The sequence below is a fragment of the Ottowia beijingensis genome, from assembly GCF_013423955.1.
In the GTDB taxonomy this organism is placed as follows: Bacteria; Pseudomonadota; Gammaproteobacteria; order Burkholderiales; family Burkholderiaceae_C; genus Ottowia; species Ottowia beijingensis.
In genome coordinates, this window is sequence record NZ_JACCKX010000001.1 from 2,111,915 (window position 1) to 2,135,333 (window position 23,419).

The 23,419-nt window shown below is 69.8% G+C and carries 17 protein-coding genes and 6 pseudogenes; 8 read left to right on the forward strand and 15 right to left on the reverse strand.

Annotated elements, in window-relative coordinates; genetic code table 11:
- Positions 1 to 10 precede the first annotated feature (10 nt).
- The 4 genes and pseudogenes from H0I39_RS10615 to H0I39_RS10630 all read left to right on the forward strand — a co-directional run bounded on the left by H0I39_RS10615 (position 11) and on the right by H0I39_RS10630 (position 5,514).
- The gene (locus H0I39_RS10615; RefSeq protein ID WP_180550456.1) at positions 11 to 766 is read left to right on the forward strand and encodes a TFIIB-type zinc ribbon-containing protein; all 756 of its coding nucleotides are present in this window, start codon (positions 11 to 13) and stop codon (positions 764 to 766) included.
- 81 nt (positions 767 to 847) lie between these two features.
- Positions 848 to 2,936 (forward strand): annotated as a pseudogene (locus H0I39_RS10620) (acetoacetate--CoA ligase).
- Positions 2,937 to 3,010: 74 nt separating this feature from the next.
- A complete protein-coding gene (locus H0I39_RS10625; RefSeq protein ID WP_180550457.1) occupies positions 3,011 to 3,241 on the forward strand; it encodes a hypothetical protein in 231 nt (76 codons plus the stop codon).
- 14 nt (positions 3,242 to 3,255) lie between these two features.
- Positions 3,256 to 5,514: a hybrid sensor histidine kinase/response regulator gene (locus tag H0I39_RS10630; RefSeq protein WP_180550458.1), complete on the forward strand. Its 2,259-nt coding sequence runs from the start codon at positions 3,256 to 3,258 to the stop codon at positions 5,512 to 5,514.
- Between the two features lie 32 nt (positions 5,515 to 5,546).
- Here the strand turns inward: H0I39_RS10630 and H0I39_RS10635 are convergent, their stop codons facing one another.
- Positions 5,547 to 5,903 (reverse strand): response regulator, encoded by a 357-nt coding sequence (locus tag H0I39_RS10635; protein WP_180550459.1) that lies wholly within the window; start codon positions 5,901 to 5,903, stop codon positions 5,547 to 5,549.
- Positions 5,904 to 6,221: 318 nt separating this feature from the next.
- On the opposite strand from H0I39_RS10635, the gene H0I39_RS10640 reads away from it, so the two are divergent.
- On the forward strand, positions 6,222 to 7,064 hold the full coding sequence (locus H0I39_RS10640) for a glycine zipper 2TM domain-containing protein (protein WP_180550460.1): 843 nt from the start codon (positions 6,222 to 6,224) through the stop codon (positions 7,062 to 7,064).
- Positions 7,065 to 7,131: 67 nt separating this feature from the next.
- On the opposite strand, the gene H0I39_RS10645 is transcribed toward H0I39_RS10640, so the two are convergent.
- Positions 7,132 to 7,449, reverse strand: a complete 318-nt coding sequence (locus H0I39_RS10645) for a chaperone modulator CbpM (protein WP_180550461.1) — start codon at positions 7,447 to 7,449, stop codon at positions 7,132 to 7,134.
- Positions 7,450 to 7,467: 18 nt separating this feature from the next.
- Positions 7,468 to 8,474: pseudogene (locus H0I39_RS10650) on the reverse strand (DnaJ C-terminal domain-containing protein).
- 151 nt (positions 8,475 to 8,625) lie between these two features.
- On the opposite strand from H0I39_RS10650, the gene H0I39_RS10655 reads away from it, so the two are divergent.
- The gene (locus H0I39_RS10655) at positions 8,626 to 9,363 is read left to right on the forward strand and encodes an ABC transporter substrate-binding protein (RefSeq protein ID WP_180550462.1); all 738 of its coding nucleotides are present in this window, start codon (positions 8,626 to 8,628) and stop codon (positions 9,361 to 9,363) included.
- A gap of 148 nt (positions 9,364 to 9,511) precedes the next feature.
- Here the strand turns inward: H0I39_RS10655 and H0I39_RS10660 are convergent, their stop codons facing one another.
- Both H0I39_RS10660 and H0I39_RS10665 read right to left on the reverse strand, forming a co-directional pair.
- Complete coding sequence (locus H0I39_RS10660; protein WP_180550463.1) at positions 9,512 to 10,423, reverse strand: DMT family transporter; 912 nt, start codon at positions 10,421 to 10,423, stop codon at positions 9,512 to 9,514.
- Positions 10,420 to 10,929 carry a flavin reductase family protein gene (locus tag H0I39_RS10665; RefSeq protein WP_180550464.1) on the reverse strand — a complete coding sequence of 170 codons (510 nt, stop codon included), beginning with the start codon at positions 10,927 to 10,929 and terminating at the stop codon, positions 10,420 to 10,422. The genes H0I39_RS10660 and H0I39_RS10665 overlap by 4 nt, the downstream gene beginning before the upstream one ends.
- 127 nt (positions 10,930 to 11,056) lie before the next feature.
- On the opposite strand from H0I39_RS10665, the gene H0I39_RS10670 reads away from it, so the two are divergent.
- The gene (locus tag H0I39_RS10670) at positions 11,057 to 11,902 is read left to right on the forward strand and encodes an alpha/beta fold hydrolase (protein WP_308645830.1); all 846 of its coding nucleotides are present in this window, start codon (positions 11,057 to 11,059) and stop codon (positions 11,900 to 11,902) included.
- 102 nt (positions 11,903 to 12,004) lie between these two features.
- Here H0I39_RS10670 and H0I39_RS10675 read toward each other — a convergent pair.
- The 6 genes and pseudogenes from H0I39_RS10675 to H0I39_RS10700 form a co-directional block, all read right to left on the reverse strand.
- Positions 12,005 to 12,425 (reverse strand): annotated as a pseudogene (locus tag H0I39_RS10675) (universal stress protein).
- Between the two features lie 47 nt (positions 12,426 to 12,472).
- A complete protein-coding gene (locus tag H0I39_RS10680) occupies positions 12,473 to 13,342 on the reverse strand; it encodes a metallophosphoesterase (RefSeq protein WP_180550465.1) in 870 nt (289 codons plus the stop codon).
- 91 nt (positions 13,343 to 13,433) lie between these two features.
- Positions 13,434 to 15,311: pseudogene (locus tag H0I39_RS10685) on the reverse strand (phosphoenolpyruvate carboxykinase (GTP)).
- 286 nt (positions 15,312 to 15,597) lie between these two features.
- Entirely contained in the window at positions 15,598 to 15,735 is a 138-nt protein-coding gene (locus H0I39_RS10690) for a hypothetical protein (protein WP_180550466.1), read from the reverse strand.
- Positions 15,736 to 15,785: 50 nt separating this feature from the next.
- Positions 15,786 to 16,505 (reverse strand): PaaI family thioesterase, encoded by a 720-nt coding sequence (locus tag H0I39_RS24100; RefSeq protein WP_373368283.1) that lies wholly within the window; start codon positions 16,503 to 16,505, stop codon positions 15,786 to 15,788.
- The gene (locus H0I39_RS10700; protein WP_373368284.1) at positions 16,400 to 17,752 is read right to left on the reverse strand and encodes a mechanosensitive ion channel; all 1,353 of its coding nucleotides are present in this window, start codon (positions 17,750 to 17,752) and stop codon (positions 16,400 to 16,402) included. The genes H0I39_RS24100 and H0I39_RS10700 overlap by 106 nt, the downstream gene beginning before the upstream one ends.
- Before the next feature lie 254 nt (positions 17,753 to 18,006).
- On the opposite strand from H0I39_RS10700, the pseudogene H0I39_RS10705 reads away from it, so the two are divergent.
- Positions 18,007 to 20,340, forward strand: a pseudogene (locus H0I39_RS10705) (ATP-binding protein).
- Here H0I39_RS10705 and H0I39_RS10710 read toward each other — a convergent pair.
- The 4 genes and pseudogenes from H0I39_RS10710 to H0I39_RS24105 all read right to left on the reverse strand — a co-directional run.
- Positions 20,337 to 20,972 (reverse strand): ATPase, encoded by a 636-nt coding sequence (locus tag H0I39_RS10710; protein WP_180550467.1) that lies wholly within the window; start codon positions 20,970 to 20,972, stop codon positions 20,337 to 20,339. The pseudogene H0I39_RS10705 and the gene H0I39_RS10710 overlap by 4 nt on opposite strands.
- Positions 20,973 to 21,106: 134 nt before the next feature.
- Entirely contained in the window at positions 21,107 to 21,463 is a 357-nt protein-coding gene (locus H0I39_RS10715) for a type II toxin-antitoxin system Phd/YefM family antitoxin (protein ID WP_180550468.1), read from the reverse strand.
- 83 nt (positions 21,464 to 21,546) lie between these two features.
- Positions 21,547 to 23,034, reverse strand: coding sequence for a RecQ family ATP-dependent DNA helicase (locus tag H0I39_RS10720; RefSeq protein ID WP_373368285.1), 1,488 nt, complete (start codon positions 23,032 to 23,034; stop codon positions 21,547 to 21,549).
- 64 nt (positions 23,035 to 23,098) lie between these two features.
- A pseudogene (locus H0I39_RS24105) lies at positions 23,099 to 23,368 on the reverse strand (DEAD/DEAH box helicase); the annotation flags it as partial.
- Between the last annotated feature and the right edge of the window lie 51 nt (positions 23,369 to 23,419).

Below are 23,419 nucleotides of genomic sequence, written 5' to 3' on the forward strand. Positions count from 1 at the left end.
TTTGCGCACCATGCCCCAACGTCTTGCCCCCAGCACCACCGCCTGCCCGTCCTGCCGCGCCCCGATGGAGGTGCACCACGTGGCCGGGCACAACGGCACCACCCTGGAACTGGACCTGTGCCACGCCTGCCACGGCCTCTGGTTCGACGGCAACGAGAACCTGCGCATGGCACCCGGCGGCGTGGTCGACCTGTTCCGCCAACTGCACGAACACCGCGACGACCCGCAGGCCCCGCTGGTGCGCGACATGGCCTGCCCGCGCTGCCGCCGCCGGCTGACCGAAGGCAGCGACGTGGTCAAGCACGGGCGCTACTTCACCTGGCGTTGCCCGCAGCGGCATGGGCGCTTCTCCACCTTCTCGTCGTTCATGATCGAGAAGGGCTTCGTGCGCCAGCTCACCAAGCCCGAGATCGCCGACCTGGCCGAGCGCCTGAAGGTGATCCACTGCAACAGCTGCGGCGCGCCGGTCGATTTGCGCGAGCACAGCGCCTGCCCCTACTGCCGTGCCGCCTTCTCGCTGCTCGATCCCAAGGCGGTGGAACAGGCCCTGGCCAACTATGGCCAGAAGGCACAGCGCAGCACCGAGGGCCCCCAACCGGCCGACCTGGCCGACGCGCTGGTGACCATCGAGCGCGACCGCGAGCGTGCCCGGCGGGAAGAGCAGCAGGACCGCTGGCGCCAGGGCGGCACCGGCATCGGCGACACCACGGTGGATGCCCTGTGGGTGGCGGGGCTGGAACTGGTGTGGAATGTGCTGAGACGCTGACCGGGCGCGACGTCGCCGGCGCGACCGCGCCCGGGTGAAGCCGGATGCGCGCGGCCACCGGATGGTGCCAAGATACGGTGCATGAACACCCCCGCCCTCACCGCCCGCGTTCCCCACATCCGCCGCTACCAGGACTGGCTGCGCGACACGCGCGGCCTCGCCTTCGACGACTACCACGCGCTGTGGCGCTGGTCGACCACCGATCTCGACGCCTTCTGGCAGAGCATCTGGGACTACTTCGACATCCAGTCGCCCACGCCGCACACGGCGGTGCTGGCGAAGAACGTCATGCCTGGGGCCGTGTGGTTCCCCGGTGCGCAGACCAACTACGCGCAGCAGGTGTTCCGCCACGTGCAGCCGGCGCACGCCGCGGGGCTGCCGGCCATCATCAGCGAGAACGAGAAGGGACAGGTGCGGACCTTAAGCTGGCCCGAGCTGAAGCGCCAGGTCGCTTCGCTGGCGCTGCACCTGAAAGCGCAGGGCGTGCAGCCGGGCGACCGGGTGGCGGCCTACATGCCGAACATCCCCGAGACCATCGTCGCCTTCCTGGCCACCGCCAGCATCGGCGCCGTGTGGAGCGTGTGCGCGCCCGACATGGGCACGAACGCGGTGCTGGATCGCTTCAAACAGATCGAACCCAAGGTGCTGATCGCCGTCGACGGCGTGACCTGGGCCGGGCGCGACATCGACCGCCTGGCCGTGGTGCAGGAACTGCGGGCGGCGCTGCCCAGCGTGCAGCACCTGATCGTGCAGCGCAATCTCGATACTACGGTTTCAGTAGCTGACAGCGCAGACTGGGCAGGCGCTACAGCCCGAAATGATGCTGAAACTGCCGCCTTCGAACCGATGTGGCTGCCGTTCGACCATCCGCTGTGGGTGGTGTATTCCAGCGGCACCACCGGCCTGCCCAAGCCCATCGTGCACGCGCATGGCGGCATGATCCTGGTGATGCTGATGCTGGCCAGCCTGCACAACGACGTGGGCTGCAGCTACGCGCCCGAGACGCTGGGCGAGCGCTTCCACTGGTACAGCTCCACCGGCTGGGTGATGTGGAACGCGCAGATTGCCGGGCTGCTGTCGGGCACCACCTGCGTCATCTTCGACGGCAGCCCCGGCGGCAGCAAGGAGGCGCCCGACTGGACGGTGCTGTGGCGCTTCGCCGCGCGGCACCAGGTCACGTTCTTCGGCGCCGGCGCGGCGTTCTACGCCAATTGCATGAAGGCCGGCGTCGACCTGGCGCAATGCGGCGACCTGTCGCGCATCTGGGCGCTGGGCACCACCGGCTCGCCGCTGGCGCCCGACGTGCAGGCCTGGGGCACCGAGCAGTTCCGCCGCATCGCCAGCGGGCCACTGCAAGCTGATATCTGGTGGTGCAACATCAGCGGCGGCACCGACTTCTGCGGCGCCTTCATCGGCGGCCACCGCGAGCTGCCGCAGGCCCGGCGTGATGCAGTGCCGCATGCTGGGCGCGGCGGTGGAGGCGTGGAACGACGCCGGCGAGCCGGTCGTCGGCCAGGTCGGCGAGCTGGTGTGCACGCAGCCCATTCCGTCGATGCCGCAGTACCTGGTGAACGACCCCGACGGCGCGCGCTACCGCGCCAGCTACTTCGAGATGTACCCGCCCGGCCACGGCCGCAAGCCCGGCGGCGGCGATCTGGACAAGAGCGCGGGCAGCGTGTGGCGCCACGGCGACTGGCTGCGCGTGGGCGATGAGAACGGCGAGGGCGAGTGGTGCGTGATCTACGGCCGCAGCGACGCCACCATCAACCGCCACGGCCTGCGCATGGGCACCAGCGAGATCTACAGCGCGGTCGAGGGCATCCCCGAGGTGCTCGATTCGATGGTGATCGACCTCGAATACCTGGGCAAGCAAAGCTACATGCCGCTGTTCGTGGTGCTGCGCCCCGGCGTGGTGCTGGACGAGGCGCTGACGAAGCGCATCAACGAGGCCATCCGCCAGTCCTTGAGCCCGCGCTTCGTGCCCGACGCCATCTTCCACGTCACCGAGATTCCGCGCACCCTGTCGGGCAAGAAGCAGGAGCTGCCGATCAAGAAGCTGCTGCTCGGCCAGCCGCTGGAGAAGGTGGTCAACCGGGAGGCCATGGCCAACCCGGCCTGCCTGGCGTGGTACGAGGATTTTGCCAAGCAGCGCATTGCCGCTATTGATTAAGTAGCTGCCAGCGCCGTATGCAAGCCGATGATCGGGCAATTTCGCTTGAATTTCCGTTTCTGTCGGGCGACGACGTGGCCAGCCGCCTGGTGCGCGCCATCGACTGGGTGGCCACGCCGCTGGGGCCGATCGCGCAATGGCCGGCCCCGCTGCGCACCGTGCTCGGGACGATGCTGCGATCGCGCAACCCCATGCTGCTGTACTGGGGCCCGCAGCTCACGCACTTCTTCAACACCGCCTTCATCCCGAGCCTGGACACGCGGCAGTTTCCCGGCGCCATGGGCCAGCCGGGCGAGCAGGCCTGAGCGACATCTGGCCGGTGATCGGCCCCAAGCTGCGCCACATCATGCAGGGCGGCGCCGCCACCTGGGACGAAGACCAGCTCATCCCCGGCCTGCGCGACGGCCGCACCGTGGACGTGTACTGGAACTACAGCTTCACCCCCGTGTTGCTGGAGGACGGGCAGGTGGGCGGCGTGCTGGTGGTGGCCACCGAAACCACCGCGCGCATGGTGGCTTCACGCCGCCAGGCCGCGCTGCACCAAGTGAACGATGCGCTGGCGCGCCTGTCGCCGGACAAGCCCGACCTGTTCTCCGCCGCCTTGCAGTCGCTGCAGGCCGCCAGCCGCGACGTGCCGTGCGCGGCCTACCTGCGCTGGCCCCACGCGGCCGACGCGCCCCAGGTGGTGGATTGCGTGGGCATCGGCGAGTACCAGTGGCCGGCGGGCGAGCCCGTGCTGCCGACCGCGCTGGCGGGGCAGCAGGCGCTGTTCGACACGCTGATGCAGGGCCGGCACGTGGTGCTGCCGGGCAGGCTGCGCCTGACCACGCCCGAGCACCCCGAGCCGGTGACCGACCTGGTGCTGCTGCCGATGCGCCATGCCGGCGAAGCGGGGCTGCAATGCATGGGCTTCGGCCTGAACCCGCGCGTGCCGCTGGACCAGGCCTACCTGCAGTTCCTGCAGCAGATCGCCGACGACGTGGGCGCCGCCATCGACCGCGGCGAATCGGCCCGCGCCCGCGCGCGCGCCTTCGAGGAGCGCGACAACCTGCTGCGCCAGGCCCCGGTGGCCATCGCCATCCTGTCGGGCCCCGAGCAGACCTTCACCCTGGTCAACCCGCTGTACTGCCGCGTCACCGACCGCAGCCCGGACCAGCTGATCGGCAAGACCTACCGCGAGGCGTTTCCCGAGCTGGCCGACACGCCGCTGCCCGGCATCCTGCAGCAGGTCTACCGCACGGGCGAGCGCTACGCCAGCCCCGAGAGCCTGATCCCGCTGACCATCGACGGCGCGCTGAGCGACCGCTACTTCGAGTTCAACCTGGAGCCCATGCGCGACCTGCAGCAGCAGGTGACCGGGCTGATGGCCGTGGCCATCGACGTGACCCACCGCGTGCTGGCCCGCGCCAGCCTGGACCGCAGCCATGCCGAGCGGCAGCAGCTGCTGGAGCGCGCGCACGACGCGGCCCGCGCCAAGGACGAGTTCCTGGCCATGCTGGGGCACGAGCTGCGCAACCCGCTGGCGCCCATCGTCAGCGCGCTGCACGTGATGGAGCGCAAGGGCGCCGGCGCCGAGCGCGAGCGCGCGGTCATCGAACGCCAGGTCAAGCACATGACGCGGCTGGTCGACGACCTGCTGGACGTGTCGCGCATCGCGCGCGGCCGCATCCGGCTGGAGCCCACGCTGGCGCGCGCGGCCGTGCTGCTGCAGCGCGCGGCCGAGATGGTGCAGCCGCTGGTGGAGCAGCGCGGGCACCGGCTCGACGTCAGCCTGCCGTCGTCGCCCGTGCTGTGGTGGGGCGACTCGGCGCGGCTGGTGCAGGTGATCACCAACCTGCTGACCAACGCCGTGCGCTACACGCCGCCCGGCGGGCACATCCGCCTGTCGGGGCGCCGCGAGGGGCAGGCGCTGGTGATCGAGGTGGCCGACAACGGCACGGGCATCGCCCCCGAGCTGCTGCCCGACGTGTTCGACGTGTTCTACCAGGGCCAGAAGCAGGGCATCGACCGGTCGCAGGGCGGGCTGGGCCTGGGCCTGGCGCTGGTCAAGAACCTGGTGGTGCTGCATGGCGGCGAGGTCGAGGCGCACAGCGCCGGGCGCGACCAGGGCAGCCGCTTCGTGGTGCGCCTGCCGCTGCGCGAACAGCCGGCGCTGGCCGAAGGGGCCTGGCCCCAGGGCGAGCAGGCGGCGGCGCAGAGCCGGCGCGTGCTGCTGGTCGATGACAACCGCGATGCGGTCGATCTGCTGGCCGAATCGCTGGCCCTGCAGGGCAACGAGCTGCGCGTGGCCTACACGCCCGAGCAGGCGCTGAGCGTGGCCGAGCGCTTTCAGCCCCAGGTGGCGGTGCTGGACGTCGGCCTGCCGGACATGGACGGCCATGAGCTGGGGCGGCGCCTGCGCGCGCGCCTGGGTGAGGGCTGTGTGCTGATTGCCCTGTCAGGCTACGGGCAGGACAGCGACCGCGAGCGCGCGCAGGTGTCCGGCTTCGCCCATTACCTGGTCAAGCCGGTGGAGCCGGCCCAGCTGCACGCGCTGATCGCCGGCATCCCGGTCAACGGGACAGCGCAGCGCGGCTGAGCGGCGGTGTGCGGTGTCGCCGGCGTCGGGCGTCAGAGCGACAGCAGGCGGCGCAGCGCCGCCAGATCGACCGGCTTGCGGAAGTAGTGGTCGACGCTGTCGAAGGTCTGGCTGACGCGCGCGTCGTCCGGGTCGCTGCCGCTGATGGCGATCAGCACCATGGCGTCGCCGTAGCGCTGGCGCAGCTCGCGCGTCAGTTCATGGCCGTCCATGCCGGGCATGGCCACGTCCAGCAGCACCATGTGGGGGCGAAATTGCTCGATCAGCGACAGCGCGCGCTCGCCGCTGGTGGCCGTCTGCACCTGGTAGCCGTCCAGCTCGAGCGCCGCGGCCAGCATGTCGGCGGCGTCCAGCTGGTCGTCGACCACGACCACACGGACATCGGCCATGGGCGCCGCAGATTCTGGCGACAAGGATGAACCCGTCATTGAAGACCCTTCCCTGGTCATCTGAACCCTGAAACCCAGTGCCTGGACATCGTCCACATGGCTTCGCATCGCTGGTTTCATGGCGTGGAAGGGCAGGTGCGGGATTATCGCTGGGCGTAGGTCATTTTTACTATGCAAAATGACATAGAAGCCGCGTTCGTTGACCTGTGACAAGTCCACGGCCTGGTGACGCGCGTGTAAAGATGGTCTGCCGCCGCTGGGGCCGGGCGTTGAACCTGTTGGAAGGGCGCCACGGTGCGCGCCTTGAAGGAACTCGATATGCATCCCTCTGCTGTCCTTACCCGCACCACGCTGGAGCTGGGGCTGGCCGTGCTCGCCGCGGGCGGTGCTGCCGCGCAGGGCGTGGTCAACGCCCGCGTGCTGTCGTCCACCCCGGTCTGGGAGCCGGTGCCGGTGTCCGACTGTGCGCCCGGCAGCTACGGCGGCCGCACCTCGGGCGGTGGTGCCGGCGTGGGCGCGGTGATGGGCGGGCTGATCGGCAGCCAGATGGGCAAGGGCTCGGGCCATATCGCCGGGGCCATTCTGGGCGCGCTGGGCGGTGCCATGCTGGGCAACGCGGCCGAGGCTTCACAGGGTGGCTATTACGGCGGCTACCCCGGCCAGTGCGGCACGCGCTACGAGAACCGCGTGACGGGCTACGACGTGACCTACGAAATGGGTGGTCGCCAGTACCAGACCCGCACCGCGCAAGCCCCCGGCGCCTGGATCCAGGTGCCTGGCGATCCGTACTACAACCAGGGTGGCTACGGCGCGGTGCAAAGCTACCCGGTGAACCCGCCGCCGGTGGCGGGTTATCCGCTGCCGGCCTACCCGGCCGCGGGCGAGCAGTCGGGCGTGGTCACGGCGCCGCCAGTGGCGTATGGCGGCTATCCCAGCCCTTATCCGGCCCAGGGCTATCCGCCGCCATACCCCGCCCAGCCGTACCCGGCGCCGGTGTACCGGCAGGCCTATCCGCCACCCGCGTATCCCGCGTACCCGGCACCGGTCTACGTGCGGCCGGCGCCGGCCTACGTGGCGCCGGTGGGCGTCAACCTGTCGATCGGCGGCGTCATCGGCGGCCGCCACAGCCGCGGCGGGGTGGGCGTGGGCATCGGCTTCTGAAGCCGAACGCTATATTAAAGATAGCTGTCAGCGCTTGCAGCACAATCGCTGAAGGCCGATTTGACACTTAATCCAGCAGCCTGAGCTGACGCCGCAGCCGCGCCACTTCTTCCATCAGGTCGGCCGCCAGCGCGGCCAGTTGCGGGTCGGCGTCGTAGGTGTGTTCCAGCTCGGCGATACGGCGCGCGCGCGTCAGCGTGGCGCCGGCAAAGCGCCATTCGGCCGCGCCGCCGCCGGCCAGCGGCTGCAGCACGCCGGCTTCCACGCGGGTGAGCACCCACTCAGGCGGCATATGGCAAGCCTGCGCCAGCTGCTGCAGCGTCAGCGCGGCGTCGTCCAGCAGTTCGACCAGCTCGGCAGGAACGGAAATGGGCATCGGGCTCATGTCGGTGTGCTCTCCCAATCAAACGCGGCGCGGGTCGAACCCGGGGTAGGCCTTGGCCAGCGCTTCCCAGGCGGCCTTCTGCTCGGGCGTGACGGCGCCGGGCACGGCGATCTCCAGCTCCAGGAACAGGTCGCCCGGCGTGGCCGACGACGGAATGCCGCGCCCCTTCAGCCGCAGCTTGCGCCCGCCGCCGGAACCGCTGGGCACGGTCACTTCCACCGTCTTGCCGTCGGGCGTGGTGACGTGGACGGCGCCGCCGGTGGCGGCCTCCCACGGCGTCACGCGCAGCTTCTGCGTCACGTCGCGGCCGTCGATGCGCCAGCGTGCGTCTGGGCGGAACTGCACTTCCAGGAACAGGTCGCCCGCCGGCCCGCCGCCGAAGCCGGGGCTGCCCTGGCCGGCCAGGCGTATCATCTGGCCTTCCTTCACGCCTTGCGGAATCTTCACCTGCAGCGTGCGCTCCTCAGGCACCACGTGGCCCTGCGCATCCACCTTGGCGCCGCGCAGGTTGATGCTGCGCTCGGCGCCGCGGTAGGCGTCGATCAGCTCCAGCTCGATGCGGGCGTGGTGGTCCTCGCCGCGCATCTGCGCCTGCGTGCCGCCACCCGCGCGGCTACGCGGACCAGCGCCGCCGCTTGCTCGCGCGCGGCCGAACATCTGCTCGAAGAACTCGCTGAAGTCCTGGTTGTCGCCGCCGAAATGCTGGCGGAACGCCTCGCCCCGCCCGCGCCGCCGTCGCGGAACTCGTAGCCGGTGTTCCAGCCGGGCGGCGGCCGCACGTCGTCGCCCGAGCGCGCGCCGGCGGCCCAGGCCTGCGCGCCCACGGTGTCGTAGGCGGCGCGCTTCTCGGGATCGCTCAGCACGGTGTTGGCCTCGTTCACCTCGGCCATGCGGGCGGCGGAATCAGCCTCCTTGCTGACGTCGGGGTGGTACTTGCGCGCCAGCTTGCGGAAGGCCTTCTTGATGTCGTCCTGCGTGGCGCTCTTGTCGACGCCGAGGATCTGGTAGTAGTCCTTGAACTGCATGCGCTTCTCGGGTGGGTGGGGATCGCGTGGCGAATGCACGCGCCGTCATTGCCGCCTCAGATGCGGGCCATTGTCCCATTTGCAACGCCGGCGGTGGACGTGCGGGCACCGTAGACTTGTCGTTTTCATCGGCTTCGCATCGTTTCGCACCATGTCCACCCCGCTCCCGACCGAGATCGTCCAAGCCTTCACCCCCGCCGGCGTGCTGCGCGCTTCCATCAACCTGGGCAACCCCATCCTGGCCGGGCGCAACGCGGCCGGCGAGCCGGCGGGCGTGTCGATCGACCTGGCGCGCGCCTTCGCCGAGCGCTTGGGCGTGGGCTGCGAGCTGGTGGTGTTCGAGAAGGCGCAGGCCTCGGTCGAGGCGGTGCGCGGCGAGCAGGCCGACATCGGCTTCTTCGCCATCGACCCGCTGCGCGGCGAGGGCATCCGTTTCACCGCGCCCTACGTGCTGATCGAGGGCGCGTATCTGGTGCGGCAGGATTCGCCGCTCGCCGACAACGCCGAGGTCGACGTGCCCGGCCGCCGCGTGGTGGTGGGCCAGGGCAGTGCCTACGACCTGTTCCTGTCGCGCGAGCTGAAAAGCGCCAGCATCGAGCGCGCGCCCAGCTCGCCCGACGTGGTGCCCACGTTCATGGCGCGGAACGCCGACGTGGCGGCCGGCGTGAAGCAGCAACTGGAGGCCGACGCCGCACGCCTGGGCGGGCTGCGCCTGCTGCCCGGGCGCTTCATGGTGATCCAGCAGGCCATGGGCCTGCCCGCCGGGCGTGGCGAGACGGCGCAGGCCGCGCTGGCGGCGTTCGTCGAAGAGATGAAGGCGAGCGGCTTCGTGGCCGAAGCGATGAAGCGCCATGGCGTGCAGGGCGCGGCGGTGGCGCCGGCGGCCTGAGCGCCTGTGCTTCTGTGGGAGCGGGCTTGCCCGCGATCAGCGCTGATCGCGGGCAAGCCCGCTCCTACAAAAACTATGAATTTAATAGCTGCTGGCGCTTATGGGACGGGAGCTGCAGGCCGATTTGGCTTGAAGCCTTCCGCTGCCCTCACACCCGCGCCTTGCCCGGCACGCGCCGGTTCACCAGCACGATGCCCACCGCCACCAGCGCCAGCGCCAGCAGCAGCGATGCCGTCACCGGCTCGCCCAGCCACAGCGCCCCCGCCAGCAACGCGAACAGCGGCGTGAGGAACACGAAGGCCGAGATGCGCGTGGCCGGGTAGTGCGCCAGCAGCCACATCCACACCAGGTAGCTGGCGAAGGCGCCCACCACCGTCTGCGCCGTCATCGACACCGTGGCGAAGGCGCTCCACCGCCAGTTCCACGCCTCGCCCAGCGCCAGCGACAGCAGCGGCAGCGTGACGGCGCTCACGCCCACCTGGTAGAACAGCATCTTCGACGGCGCCGCGCGCACCAGCGCGGTGGAGCGGATCACCACCGTGGTCAGTCCCCACAGCGCGCCGGCGGCCAGCCCCAGCAGGTCGCCGCGCCAGGTGATGCCGGCCCCGCCAGCCGTGAAGCCTTCGCGCAGAGCGAACACCACCGCCGCGAAGGCGCAGGCCAGGCCAATCCACTGGATGCGGTGCAGCCGCTCGGCCGGCACGAACAGCGGCAGCAGCAGCGCCACCCAGAACGGCGAGGTGTAGAGAAACACCGTCAGCCGCGAGGCCGTGGTGTATTGCAGGCCGATGTAGATGGCCGCGAACTCGGCCGCGAACAGCAGCCCCGCCAGCAGCCCCGGCCACAGCGTGCCGTCGCGCGCGAACAGCCGCACGCCGCGCCACGCGCACCACAGCCCCAGCAGCAGCGTGGCGCCGACGAAGCGCACCGCCGCCTGGAACACCGGCGCCAGCTCGGGCAGCGTGGCCTTCACCAGCACCTGCTGCACGCCCCAGAAGGCGCAGCAGGCCAGCAGGATGACGACGGCGCGGCCGTCGAGGTGTTCCTGGCGCCCGGTCACAGCGGGTGCTCGGTGTAGAAGCGGCCGCCGTGAAACAGCAGCGGCGCGGCGCCCGGCCGGTGGTCGCAATGCTCCACCTGGCCGACGAAGATCACGTGGTCGCCCTCTTCATAGCGGCTGCGGTTGAAGCATTCGAAATGCGCCACCGCGCCGTCGATCAGCGGCGCGCCGGTCACGCCGGGGCGCCACGCGGTGCCGGTCCAGCGGTCGCCCACCGGGGCGGCAAAGCGCAGGGCCAGCTCCTGCTGCTCGGCGGCGAGCACGTTGATGGCGTAGTGCGTGCCGGTGGCGAAGGCTTCCAGCGACATCGAGCGCTGGCTCAGGCTCCACAGCACCAGCGGCGGATCGAGCGAGACCGAGTTGAACGAATTGGCCGTCAGCCCCACCAGCTCGCCCGTCGCCGTGCGCGCCGTGACCACGGTGACGCCGGTCGCGAACATGCCCAGCGCGGCGCGGAATTCGAGCGCGGAGAAGGCGGGGGCGGTGGCGCGAAGGGGCAGGTTCATCGGCGGGCGGCGGGGCAGCCGGCCATGATAGCGAGCGGGCCACGGCCCTGCTGTCGCCCGGGTAGCCGTAACATGGCCGCATGGCGCGTGTTCCCACCTACAGCTCCTGGGCGCCGGCCCGCTGGTCGTGCTGCTGCACGGCGCCGGCGGCGGCTTCCGCTCCTTCGCGCCGCAGGTCGAGACGCTGGCCAGCCTGGGCTTTCGCGCGGTGGCCTGGAACATGCCTGGCTACGGCCTCAGCCCGCCGATCGAGCCGTACGGCTTCAAGGGCCTGGCCGAAAGCTGCATCGCGCTGATCGAGGCGCTGGCGCCGGAAGGCGGCGCCGAGCCGGTTGCCCTGGTCGGCCACGGCCTGGGCGGCATGGTGGCGCAGGAGGTGGCGCTGCGCCGGCCCGACCTGGTGCGCCAGCTGGTGCTGGTGGCCACGGCGGCGGCCGTGGCGCCGGGCGATGCCTACAGCCGCCACGCGGCGCAGGGCCTGGGCTGGCTCGACGAAGGGCGCGACATGACGGCCATCGCCGAGGCGCTGCTGCCGCAGCTGGTCAGCCCGCGCGCCCTGCCGGCCGGCGTGCAGCTGGCACGGCACGTGCTCACGCAGGTGCATGCGGCGACGTGGCGGCGCGCGCTGCAGGCGCTCAGCGGCTTCGACCGCCGCGCGGCGCTGGGCCACATCCACGTGCCCACGCTGCTGGTGGCGGGCGCGCAAGACACGGTGGCCCCGCCCGCCGTGCTGCAGGGCATGGCCGCCGCGGTGAGCGGCGCGCGCTGCGTGAGCTGGCCGATGCCGGCCACCTGCCGCACCTGGAGCGGCCGGACGAGTTCGACGAGCTGCTGCTGGAGTTTCTGCGCCACGCCAGGGCGTGGCTGCATTGAGCAGGCAACCGTGGGGCGCCGCCTGACGCGGCTTCAGGACCTGCCGCCACCAAGCTTTGGATATACTTATTGGGAGTATACGTCTCCAGCGCCCAATTGACGGGCGCTAACGGAGAGGTGGTGGGGAGTATAGGGTGGGCCGCACCATGAAGGCGACCCGGGCCGCGCCGCCGGCGGGCGCGCCGGCGGCGGCGTGCCCCGCTCAGCGCACCAGCAGCACCGGCGTCTGGCAGTTGGCCAGCACGCGCGTGGCCACCGAGCCCATCACCAGGCTGCCCAGCGCGCCGTGGCCGCGCGAGCCCATGATGATCATGTCGAACTTGCCGCTCTCGGCCGTCTTGGCGATGGTCTCGCCGGCGTTGCCGACCTTGGCCAGCTCTTGACCTTCAGGTCGTGCCGGCCGAGGAACTTGACCACCGGGTCCAGCACCTTGGCGGCCTCTTCGGCGTAGTACTGGTCCACCACTTCCTTGCCCACCGCAGCGCGGGCCGCGGCGGCAGCGCGCCCTGCACGGTGAGGGCGGTGAACTCGTTGTCACCCGAGAACATCTCCAGGTGCGTGGTCACATAGGCCAGCATCTTCTTGGTGTACGAGCTGCCATCAACGGCCAGAAGAATCTTCATCGGTGGTCTCCTTGTGGAAGGTGGGGGAATGCTTCAAGTCTAAGGCTTCAGGCGGCGGCGTCGCGCGGGCCATCGGGCATCGGCGGCGGCGCGGGCGCGCGCTCCAGCGCGATGGCGAGTTGCGGCGCGAACGCGGCCTGCTCGCCCTTCTTCTCGTAACCCAGCGGGTTGGCCACCACGCGGCAGCGGCCGCTGTCGTCGCGCCAGTCGATGGCGCAATGCAGGTGCCCGTGCAGCCACAGGTCGGCCAGCGGCAGCAGATCATCCAGCGCATTGCAGAAGCCCGCCGTGCCCGGCCGCAGGCCATAGCGCGGATCGGCGCTGCGCAGGCTGGGCGCGAAGTGCGTGACGACGACCGTCGGGCCGTCGAACGGCTCGGCCAGCGCGGCGCGCAGCCAGGCCTGGCACACCAGCGCGTGTTCGCGGATCTGCTCGGCCAGGAACGGCGCGCCGCCGCGCGTGGTGGCGGCGATGCGCAGGTAATAGTCGGCGGCGCGAAACGCCTTGTGCCGCGCCTGCAGCTGATCGGCCAGGCTGGCCGTGGGCCCGCGCGGCGCCAGCGCGTCGAAGTCGGCCCACAGCGTGGTGCCGACGAAGCGCACGCCGTGCAGCACGATCGTCTCGCGCTCCAGCCAGATCAGCCCCAGCCGCTCGCAGGTGGCGCGCAGGCGCGCGTGCGTGGCGTCGAAATCGAGCGTGTCGTACTCGTGGTTGCCCGGCACCACGATCACCGGCACCGGCCAGTCGGCGAAGCGGCCCAGCCCGAAGTCCTCGTCGCCCAGCGCCGACAAGGCCGAGCCGCCCTGGTACGAGCCGATGTCGCCCGCCAGCACCAGCACGTCGGCGCCCGGCGCGCGTTGGGGCTGAAAGGCGCTGTTCTCTTCGAGGTGCAGGTCGGACAGGAGCTGGATGTGCATGGGCTGGGCCGAGTGTCGCACGCGTGGGCTGCTGTGGCAGTCCACAAAAAGCCCCGCACGCGGCGGGGCTGGGGCGCGGGGTGCGTCAGCCTCAGACTGCGGCCAGACGCGCTTCCATCGCTTTCTTGGTCTCGGTCATCTGCGCGGGCAGGCCCTGGGCCAGTTGCGCGAACAGTTCGTCGTGCAGGGCGAACTCCTCTGCCCAGGCGTTCTGGTCGATGCTGGTCACGTTGGCGAACTGCTCGGGGCTGAAGGCCAGGCCGTTCCAGTTGATCTCGCCATAGGCCGGCGCCACGCCGAACATGGTCTGCTGGCCGGCAGCGCGGTTTTCGGCGCGGTCGATGATCCACTTGAGCACGCGCATGTTCTCGCCGTAGCCGGGCCAGACGAACTTGCCCTCGGCATTCTTGCGGAACCAGTTGACGCAGTAGATGGCCGGCAGCCTGGCGCCCTGCGCCTTGAGCTGTTCGCCCATCTTCAGCCAGTGGCCGAAGTAGTCGGCCATGTTGTAGCCGCAGAAAGGCAGCATGGCGAACGGGTCGCGCCGCACCACGCCCTGCGCGCCGAAGGCGGCGGCGGTGGTCTCAGAGCCCATGGTGGCGGCCATGTACACGCCCTCGGTCAATCGCGCGCCTCGGTGACCAGCGGCACGGTGGTGCTGCGGCGGCCGCCGAAGATGAAGGCGTCGATGGGCACGCCGGCCGGGTCGTCCCAGGCCGAATCGAGCGCAGGGTTGTTGGTGGCGGCGACGGTGAAGCGGGCGTTGGGGTGCGCCGCCTTGCGGCCAGCCTTGCCGTCCTCGGGCGTCCAGTCCTTGCCCTGCCAGTCGATCAGGTGCGCGGGCAGGGTGGCGCCAGCGTCTTTTCCATGCCTTCCCACCACACGTCGCCGTCGTCGGTGAGGGCCACGTTGGTGAAGATGACGTTTTCATTCAGGCTCAGCATGCAGTTGGGGTTGGTCTGCATGTTGGTGCCGGGGCAACGCCGAAGTAGCCCGCCTCGGGGTTGATGGCGTACAGCTTGCCGTCGCGTGGCTTGATCCAGGCGATGTCGTCGCCGATGGTGGTGACCTTCCAGCCCTCGAAGGCCTTGGGCGGCACCAGCATCGAGAAGTTGGTCTTGCCGCAGGCGCTGGGGAAGGCGGCGGCGACGTGGTACTTCTGGCCCTCGGGGTTGGTCACGCCCAGGATCAGCATGTGCTCGGCCAGCCAGCCCTGGTCCTGGCCCATCTTGGAGGCGATGCGCAGCGCGAAGCACTTCTTGCCCAGCAGCGCGTTGCCGCCGTAGCCCGAGCCGTAGCTCCAGATTTCGCGCGTCTCGGGGTAGTGGACGATGTACTTCACATCCGGGTTGCAGGGCCAGCTGGTGGTGTCTTTTTCGCCTTCGGCCAGCGGCGCGCCCACGGTGTGCACGCAGGGCACGAACTCGCCGTTCTCGCCCAGCACCTCGATGGCGCCACGGCCCATGCGCGTCATCAGCTTCATGTTGACGGCGACATAGGCGCTGTCGGAGAGTTCCACGCCGATGTGGGCGATGGGGCTGCCCAGCGGGCCCATGCTGAAGGGGATGACGTACATGGTGCGGCCGCGCATGCAGCCGTCGAACAGCGGCTGCAGCCGTTCGCGCATCTCGGCCGGCGGCGTCCAGTTGTTGGTGGGGCCGGCGTCTTCCTGGCGTTCGCTGCAGATGAAGGTGCGGTCTTCGACGCGCGCCACGTCGGACGGGTCGGACCAGGCCAGGAAGGAGCCGGGGCGCTTGGCCGGGTTCAGCTTCTTGAAGGTGCCGGCGTCGACCAGCTGCTGGCACAGGCGGTCGTACTCGGCCTGGCTGCCGTCGCACCAGACCACGCTGTCGGGCTTGCACAGCGCCACCATCTCGCCGACCCAGGCGATCAGCTTGGCGTTCTTGACGTAGTCGGGGACGTTCAGGTCCTTGACCATCCCGGGGGTCAGGGGTGCGTTCACGGGCATTGCTCCTAAGTTTTGAAAATCGCTCTTTCCGAAGGCCCGTGCCTTGGGAAAGCGGACTTCTCAGGATGGCCGAGGCGCTGAAAGCACTGGCCGGGCCAGCGGATGCACAAAGGTGTGGCGGAACGCCCGGCGCAAGGTGACGATTTTATGAAATCGGGCCGACACCCCGCTGACGGACGCCGCGACGCAGCAAGCGACCAGCGGGCGTCAGCAAATCACTATTTATTTGATAGCTGCCCGCGCAGATGGGGCGGGCGCTGGAGCTGATTTGATGCCTGAAACGGGTTCAGGCCATCTTCACCGCGATGAAGGCCAGCAGGAAGATCATGATGGCGCCGGCCAGCGGAATCACCACCGGAATGTGCTTGGTGATGTCTTCGACCGGATCGTGGTGAACGGTGTCGTCGTGGGCTGGCGCGGACATGGAAGGCCTCTTCAACGTAAGGAATCAGTCATTCTAGCGACAGCCGCAAGCTACAGCAGGGCGTAGGTGGTACTGGCGCGGCACACGCTCTGGCCGTCGCGGGCGCCGCGCAGGTCGATCTCGCCGAACGCCAGGCTCTTGCCGGCCCGCAGCACCCGCGCCTCGACCAGCGCATCCTGGCCCGACAGCGGCTTGAGGAAGCTGGTGTTCAGCTGCACCGTGGTGCAGGGCCGGAACTGGCCGAAATGGCGCATCAGCGCCAGCACCATGGCGGTGTCAGCGGCGGCCATCATGGCCTGGCCGCACAGCATGCCGCCCTGGCGTGCCAGCGCCGGCGTGACGGGCAGGCGCAGCACCACGCTGCGCTCGCCCACGCACTCCACGCGCAGGCCGAGCGCCTGCACCCAGGGGCAAACAGCTCGGCCAAGGCGGATTGCAGGGCAGCGGCGTCGGGTGCCGCTGCGGTGGGTGCGTGCATCAGGGCAGGTCGTTGGTCGGCGGCAGGGGTTGCCCGGCGTGGGCGGCACGGCGCCGGTGGCGGGCGGCAGATCGGCCGGCTTGTCCTTGCACAGCCGGTCGGCCCAGCGCGAGGCCAGGCGGCCCGCCGCCTCGCGCCCACCCAGGCCGAAGGCCAGCGCCACGGCCACCGCCACGGCGCCCAGCGTCAGGCCGAAGGCCAGGTTGACGATGTCGTCGGCAATGCCCATGGCGCGCAGGCCCATGGCCAGCACGATGCCCAGGATGGCCAGGCGTGCGATGCGCGCCAGCATGGTGCCGCGGGCTTCGCCGCTGGCGCGGGTGATGGCCTCGTAGGCCACGTTGGCATGAAGCCGATGATCAGGATGGCCGAGCCCAGCAGCACGTCGCCGGCGAACTCGATGAAGGTCATGATCATGTCGCTGAAGCGATGGAAGCCCAGCTGGTTGCCGGCTTCGACGATGGCGAACAGCATGGCGAACAGCAGTGCGATGCGCCCCACCAGCACCGACGGCTGCGTGCGCACGAAGGCATGCTGCATGTTCAGCTTGGCCGGCAGGGTGTCGAAGCCGACGTTGCTCAGCAGGCTGGACAGCAGGCGCGTGGCGAACGAGGCCACCAGCCAGGTGATCAGCAGGATCAGCCCGGCCGCGATGATGCGCGGCACGGCGTCCAGCAGCATGGCCAGCATCTCGGTGGCGGGGCGCGAGATGGCCTCGATGCGCAGCGCGTCCAGCGCGGCGATCAGCGCCGGCACGAACACCACGATGAACACCAGCAGGCCGGCCAGGCCGGAAATCTGCACCGTGCCCGCCAGCCCGGCCTTGTTGCCGATCTGGTCGGCGCCGGCCGAGCGCAGCAGGTTGGTCGTCAGGTTGCGCAGCACGGTGGCCACGATCCAGCCCACGCCGCCTATCACCAGCGCGGCGACGATGTTGGGCAGGATGTCCACCGCCCGGGTCGTCATGTCGCGCAGCGGCGAGAGCAGGCCGTCCATCTGCAGCGTGCCCAGGATGGCCGGCACGAACAGCAGGATCACCAGCCAGAACAGCGCGTTCGACAGGCTCTCGCTGATCGGCGAGATGTTGGCGTGCTCGGACAGCTTCTCGTCGAACGAGGTGCGGTCGAGCACCTTCTGCACCAGGCCGCGCACCAGCGTGGCCACCAGCCAAGCCAGCAGCGCCAGCAGCACGGCGCCCAGCAGGCGCGGCGCGTATTCAAACAGCTGCGTGGTCAGCGCGGCGAACGAGCCGGACACCATGGCCAGGTTGAGGGCATTGAACATGGCCGCCAGCGTGAGCAGCATGACCACCCAGAACAGCACCAGCGCCACCACGCCCTCGATGTCCACCGGCTTGCCGGTGGTGCCGGAAAAGCGCTGGTTGAGCCGCAGCGCACCCAGCGCCTTGCGCGTGCCGGCCTTGACCAGCGCGGCCACGAACCAGCCAATGATGAAGATCGCCAGGGCTCCCAGCACCTGCGGGATGTGGACGCCCATTGAGTTCTGCAGCGACATCCACATCGTGTTCCAGTCGTTCATTCCGACACTCCTCGCATGATTTGACAACTTTGGTCACAACATGATCGCCCGGTAGCGTGACAGCGTCAACCGCGCGACCTGTAGGACGCGACCCCAATGTGCACCGATGCGCCCGCCCGCAGCCGGCCAAAGTGCGCAATAGTTGTGCCCACGGCGCCACACAGGAACCCGGAGGGCCGTGGCGCTGTCTTCCACCCCGAACGCGATTGCGTTAAGGTGACATTTGTGTTGGCGCAACCCCAGGGAGGCTGCTGATGGCGAAACGGACGATCACGGTGCGTGAACAGGCGGGCATGCTGGCCACGCCTGGCTTGCCACGGCGCCGGTGCTGGATCTGATGTGTTCGCATTTCGTGCTGACACTGGCCGCGCAGCAGGGCAGCAAGTTCAACGTGCGGCGCGACATCAACGGCCTGATGGCGCTGGCCGGCCGCCACCTGCTGTGGCCCGAACCGGTGCTGCTGCGCCTGCGCGAATTCCTCACCCGCCGCTGCAAGGACAACGAGTTCTGGCGCGGCCACGAGGCGCTGTCGAATGCCGAATTCCTGGAACGCCACGGCATCTGGCGCGGCCCGTATGAAGAAGGCACGCTGTTCTTCTACCTGGACGAGTACGCCAAGGACTCGCCCAAGGACCTGCTGGCGCTGCTGGCCAGCACCGGGCAGTGGCTTAACCACGCGCTCAAGAAGCAGTCCACCCTGGTCGAGAAGAACATCGACGCGCTGTCGAACCTGTTGCAGCTCAACAAGGCCGAGCGCGCGCTGCTGCTGTACGGCACCCTGGCGCGCTACCAGCGCGATCTGCGCAGCATCCTGGTCGAGTTCAAGGTCAACAACGCCCCGAGGCCTACGCCGCCATCGCCACCATTGCCGGCGTGACCGCGGCCGAGGTGGGCGAGGCCCTGCGCGCCGGCGGCCGGCTGGAGCGCATCGGCCTGGTCGAGAACCTGATCTCCGAGCACAGCATCACCGACCTGGCCGACCTGATGAAGGTCAGCGAGAAGCTGCCGCCGGTGCTGATGCGCGAATACCGCGACCGCGCCGAGCTGATGGCCGTGTTCACGCGCCCGGCCGCCCGCAGCGAGCTGAAGAGCAGCGATTTCGAATTCGTCGGCGACGACGTGCAGGTGCTGGTTCACCTGCTGCGCAAGGCGCAGGCCACCAAGGCGCAGGGCGTCAACGTGCTGCTGTACGGCCCACCCGGCACCGGCAAGACCGAACTGGCCAAGGTGGTCGCCGCCGAGGCGGGGCTGGACCTGTTCGAGGTCGAATACGCCGACCGCGACGGCAACAGCCTGTCGGGCCGCGACCGCTACCGCTCGATGCAGATCGCGCAGGTGTTCCTGAAGGGCTCGCAGGAGGCGGCGCTGCTGTTCGACGAGGTGGAAGACGTGTTCCCGCCCATCAGCGTCGATGCCGCCGGCCTGATGGCGCGCGCCGAGCAGCAGGCCATGCCCGCCGGCATGGGCCACAGCGTGAGCGGCAAGGCCTGGGTCAACCAGATCCTGGAAAGCAACCCGGTGCCCACCATCTGGGTCACCAACCGCATCGAGCAGATCGACCCGGCCTTCCGCCGCCGCTTCGCCTATCACCTGGAGCTGAAGTCGCCCCCGCCCGGCGCGCGCGAACAGCTCATCCGCAAGAGCCTGGCCGATGTTGCCGTGAGCGACGAATTCGTCGCCAAGCTGACCGAGCGCAAGGGCCTGACGCCGGCGCAGATCCGCACCGCCGTGCGCTTTGCCGACCTGGCCCACGTGGGCGAGGTGCCCGGTGGCGAAGCCTTCGAGGCCCTGATCGAGCGCCAGCTGAAGAACTCCGACGCCGCGCTCGGCCGCAAGGCCGATACCGGCACGAGCAAGGGCCTCCGCCAGGTCACCACCTACGACCTCGGCATGCTGAACGTCGAAAGCCGCTTCGAAATCCCGCGCATCGTCGAGGCGCTGAAGGCGCGCGGCCACGGCGCGCTGTGCTTCTACGGCGCGCCCGGCACCGGCAAGACCGCGCTGGGCGAATACATCGCGCAGCAGATGGACCAGCCGCTCATCATCAAGCAGGCCAGCGACCTGGTGAGCAAGTACGTGGGCGAGACCGAGCAGAACATGGCTGCCATGTTCGAGGAGGCCACGCAGGAGAAAGCCGTGCTGCTGCTGGACGAGGCCGACAGCTTTTTGCTGGACCGCCGCGGCGCGCAGCGCAGCTACGAGGTGACCGAGGTCAACGAGATGCTGCAGCAGATGGAGCGCCACCACGGCGTGTTCATCTGCACCACCAACCTGCTCGACCGCATCGACCAGGCGGCGCTGCGGCGCTTCACCTTCAAGATCAAGTTCAAGCCGCTCACCGCCGAGCAGCGCGAGCGCATGTTCGTCACCGAGGCGCTGAAGGGCGACGCCAACGCGCTGACCGATGAGGTGCGCCGTCGCCTGGCCAAGCTGGAGCAGTTGGCGCCCGGCGACTTCGCCGCCGTCAAGCGCCAGACCGACATCCTGGCGGCCGAGTTCACGGTCGAGGAGTTCCTGGAGCAGCTCGGGCCGAGCACCGCATCAAGCCCGAGGTGCGCGAGCAGCGGTCGATGGGGTTCGTGCACTAAAGCTGAAGCGCCGCCTCCAGCACCGGCTTGGCCCAGTCGGGCGTGGCGGCCAGTTGCGCGGGGGCGTCCGGCGCGGGCCAGGCCAGCCGGCCGCGCTGAATCACCGCCACCGGCACCGGGTCGGGCACGGCCTCGCCCGGCGGCACGCTGGCGGAGTTGTCGAACAGGCGCACTTCGGCCAGGTGCGGCAGCAGGGCAATCAGGTTGGCGACGGAGGCGTTCCAGCGCTCGCGGATCTTCGCTTCGGGGATGTCGTGCCCGCCCGCCGCCACGCGCGCCTGCACGCGGGCCAGGTGCAGCTCGGGCGAGGCCAGGCCGCAGAACCACACCAGCACGTCGTGCGTGCTGGCCGCGCCCTGCAGCCGCGCCGCGACGCTGCGGCCGCCCAGCGTGGTTTCGAAGGCAAAGCTGCGGCCGGCGGCCACGGCTTCGTCGAGCCGGCGCATGCCTTCCTGCCAGGCAGCGGCGTTGGCGGCAGTCTGGTCCATGCCGGTGGCGGCGATGAGTTCGCGCGCAAAGCGGTCGGGGTTGAACCAGGCCAGGCCGGCGCGCGTGAGCAGGTGGCCGCCGATGCTGCTCTTGCCGGCGCCGTTGACGCCAGCCAGCACGTAGAGGACGGGGCGGGTGGGCATGGGGTGGCAGCCAAAGGAGGGACTTGCTGAATTTTTCAGGTACTAAAAAGCCTTCAGCGCCTGTTCATCGGGCGCAAGCAGCTTCTTTTTGATACTCAAGAACGGCGCCAAATCGCTATCGCTTGATTTCGGCCTCAATGGCTGTCGCCGGCCTTGACCTGGCCTTGCAGCGCGGCCGGCGCGCCCAGCACGGCGCGCAGCCGGTCGGCCGCATCGTCCTCGGCCAGCGCGGCCAGCCGCGCGTCGAAGCGGCGGCGCAGGGTGTCGAGGGCGGCGTCCTGCTGCGCCTGCGCGCCTTCGGCGGCCTGCATCAGGCGCTGGTATTCGTCGGTGGAGAGGATCACGGCCTCGGGCTGGTCGTGGTTGGTGACCAGCACCTTGCCTTCGCGCCCCACGGTGCGCATCACGCCGCGCCAGCCCAGGCGCTTGACGTCGGACGCGGGCGTGCGGGGCAATTGGGCGAAGCTGTCAAGACGCAGGGCGTGGGCCATGGGAACCTCCTTCACGGGCGAATGGGGCCATTATCCCTTGTTTGGGGAAATTGGCCAATTTGCCGTGATGGGCCACTTTCGGTTCACGCGGCGCTCCGGCTCACCCGCAGCACCTCGTCGCCATAGCGCTCGAGCTTGGTGGCGCCAATGCCGCTGATGCCTTGCAAGTCGTCCAGCGCCTGCGGGTCGCGCGCGGCGATCGCCGCCAGGGTGGCGTCGTGGAAGATCACGTAGGCGGGCAGGTTGTGCTCGCGCGCCACCTCGCCGCGCCAGGCTTTCAGGGCGGTGAAACGGGCCTGCGCGGCGCTGTCCAGGTCGGCCGCCGCGGGCGGTGGCGTATCGGCGCGGCGCGGCTTGCGCACGCGCTCGCGCGCCGGGGCGGCGCTGGCGGCGCGCAGGCGCACCGGCTGCTCGCCGCGCAGGATGGGGCGCGCGTCGGGCAACAGCTTGAGGGTGTTGTAGGCCTGCGCATCGACCTGCAGCGCACCCACGGCGATCAGCTGGCGCAGCACGCCGCGCAGCTGCGCCTCGCTGAACTCGGCGCCGATGCCGAAGGTGGACACGCGCTCATGCCCGAACTGCGCCAACTTGTCGGTCGATTTGCCGCGCACGATGTCCATTATGTGCCCGGCGCCGAAGCTCAGGCCGCTTTGCTGCTGCACGCGGTAGATGGTGGACAGCAGCTTGCGCGCCGCATCGGTGGCGTCCCAGACCTCGGGCGGGTTCAGGCAGTTGTCGCAGTTGCCGCAGAAGGTGGCGGTATAGCGGGGTTTTGAATCAAATTGGCCTTCAGCGCCCGCCTGGTCAGCGCAAGCAGCTTCTGAATCGATAGCATCCATGCGCTCGCCGAAGTAGCCCAGCAGCCGCGCGCGGCGGCAGTCGGTGGCCTCGGCCAGGGCCAGCAGGGCATCGAGCTTGCCGCGCATCACCTGCTTGAAGTCTTCCTCGGCCGGGCTCTCGTCGATCATGCGGCGCTGGTTCACCACGTCCTGCAGGCCGTAGGCCATCCAGGCGTCGGCCGCATCGCCATCGCGGCCGGCGCGGCCGGTCTCCTGGTAATAGCCTTCGATGTTCTTGGGCATGTCGACGTGGGCGACGAAGCGCACATCCGGCTTGTCGATGCCCATGCCGAAGGCGATGGTGGCGCACATCACGATGCCGTCCTCGCGCAGAAAGCGGTCCTGGTTGCGCTGGCGCTCGTCGGCGGGCAGGCCGGCGTGGTAGGGCAGCGCGCTGATGCCCTGCGCGCACAGCGTGGCGGCCAGTTCCTCGCAGCGCTTGCGGCTCTGGCAGTACACGATGCCGGCCTCGCCTTCGTGCTGCTGCTGGATGAACTGCAGCAGCTGGCGCGTGGCGTCCTTCTTCTCGACGATCGTGTACCGGATGTTCGGCCGGTCGAAGCTGCTGACGAAGGGTTCGGCCGCCTGCAACTGCAGGCGTTCCACGATGTCGGCGCGCGTCACGTCGTCGGCGGTGGCCGTCAGCGCCACGCGCGGCACGCTCGGCCAGCGCTCGTGCAGCACCGTCAGCTGGCGGTATTCGGGCCGGAAGTCGTGTCCCCACTGGCTCACGCAGTGCCTCGTCGATGGCGAACAGGCTGAGCTGCCCGTGCGCGTGCAGCGTGTCCAGCAGGCCCAGAAAGCGCGGCGTGCCCACGCGCTCGGGCGCGGCGTACAGCAGCGTCAGCTGGCCGGCCAGCAGGCGGCGTTCGATGTCCTCGGTCTGCTCCCAGCCCTGCGTGGAGTTGAGGAAGGCCGCCGCCACGCCGGCCTCGTGCAGCGCGCCGACCTGGTCGTGCATCAGCGCGATCAGCGGCGAGATGACCAGCGTCACGCCATGCCCCGCGCGCTGCCGCGCGATGGCGGGGATCTGATAGCACAGGCTCTTGCCCCCGCCGGTGGGCATCAGCACCAGCGCATCGCCACCGGCGGTGACGTGCTCGACGATGGCCTGCTG

Excerpts from the sequence above, each read along its gene's own strand:
- H0I39_RS10715 (WP_180550468.1), bottom strand. The coding sequence starts at position 21,463 with ATGGCCCACGCCCTGCGTCTTGACAGCTTCGCCCAATTGCCCCGCACG.
- H0I39_RS10680 (WP_180550465.1), bottom strand. The coding sequence starts at position 13,342 with ATGCACATCCAGCTCCTGTCCGACCTGCACCTCGAAGAGAACAGCGCC.
- H0I39_RS10710 (WP_180550467.1), bottom strand. The coding sequence starts at position 20,972 with ATGCCCACCCGCCCCGTCCTCTACGTGCTGGCTGGCGTCAACGGCGCC.
- H0I39_RS10640 (WP_180550460.1), top strand. The coding sequence starts at position 6,222 with ATGCATCCCTCTGCTGTCCTTACCCGCACCACGCTGGAGCTGGGGCTG.
- H0I39_RS10700 (WP_373368284.1), bottom strand. The coding sequence starts at position 17,752 with ATGAACGACTGGAACACGATGTGGATGTCGCTGCAGAACTCAATGGGC.
- H0I39_RS10645 (WP_180550461.1), bottom strand. The coding sequence starts at position 7,449 with ATGAGCCCGATGCCCATTTCCGTTCCTGCCGAGCTGGTCGAACTGCTG.
- H0I39_RS10665 (WP_180550464.1), bottom strand. The coding sequence starts at position 10,929 with ATGAACCTGCCCCTTCGCGCCACCGCCCCCGCCTTCTCCGCGCTCGAA.
- H0I39_RS10690 (WP_180550466.1), bottom strand. The coding sequence starts at position 15,735 with ATGTCCGCGCCAGCCCACGACGACACCGTTCACCACGATCCGGTCGAA.
- H0I39_RS10655 (WP_180550462.1), top strand. The coding sequence starts at position 8,626 with ATGTCCACCCCGCTCCCGACCGAGATCGTCCAAGCCTTCACCCCCGCC.
- H0I39_RS10615 (WP_180550456.1), top strand. The coding sequence starts at position 11 with ATGCCCCAACGTCTTGCCCCCAGCACCACCGCCTGCCCGTCCTGCCGC.
- H0I39_RS10635 (WP_180550459.1), bottom strand. The coding sequence starts at position 5,903 with ATGGCCGATGTCCGTGTGGTCGTGGTCGACGACCAGCTGGACGCCGCC.
- H0I39_RS24100 (WP_373368283.1), bottom strand. The coding sequence starts at position 16,505 with ATGCTGGCGCGCATCGCACGCCTGGCCATCCTGGGCATCGTGCTGGCC.